This is a genomic window from Nonomuraea sp. NPDC048916, from assembly GCF_040649575.1.
Lineage (GTDB): Bacteria > Actinomycetota > Actinomycetes > Streptosporangiales > Streptosporangiaceae > Nonomuraea.
Window position 1 is genome coordinate 1 of the sequence record NZ_JBEZFS010000222.1, and the last position, 460, is coordinate 460.

Here is a 460-nt window from a genome sequence, read left to right on the forward strand (position 1 = left end):
CTGGAGACGCTCGCCGTGGTCGCGTACCGTCAACCGGTCAGCCGTTCGAGGGTCTCCGCCGTGCGTGGAGTGAACTGTGACGGGGTGATGCGCACCCTCCTGCAACGCGGTCTGGTCGAGGAGGCGGGCGCGGAACCCGAAACAGGTGCGATCCTGTACAGGACGACGAACTACTTCCTGGAGCGAATGGGCCTGCGTGGCCTGGACGAGCTCCCGGAGCTCGCGCCCTTCCTCCCGGAGGCGGACGCGATCGAGGCTGAGACGCTAGAGGGTGTGCCGTCGTTCGATCCGGACGCACCGGACACCCCGGATACTCACGCAGACGACAAGACGGAATTTTGATGCGAAGCAGTGGCAGGAACAGCGGAAGCGGCAGCGGCGGCAGCGGCCGGAGCGGCGGCCAGGGCGGCCGTCCCGGTCAGGGCGGCGGACGCGGTCAGGGCGGGCGTGACGGCGGTGG

Annotated in this window: 1 protein-coding gene; it reads left to right on the forward strand. The window is 69.3% G+C overall.

The annotated features are described in order from the left end of the window. The coding region (locus AB0C16_RS40550) for an SMC-Scp complex subunit ScpB (protein ID WP_357691517.1) at positions 1-342 on the forward strand (342 nt) is incomplete at its 5' end. Positions 343-460 lie beyond the last annotated feature (118 nt).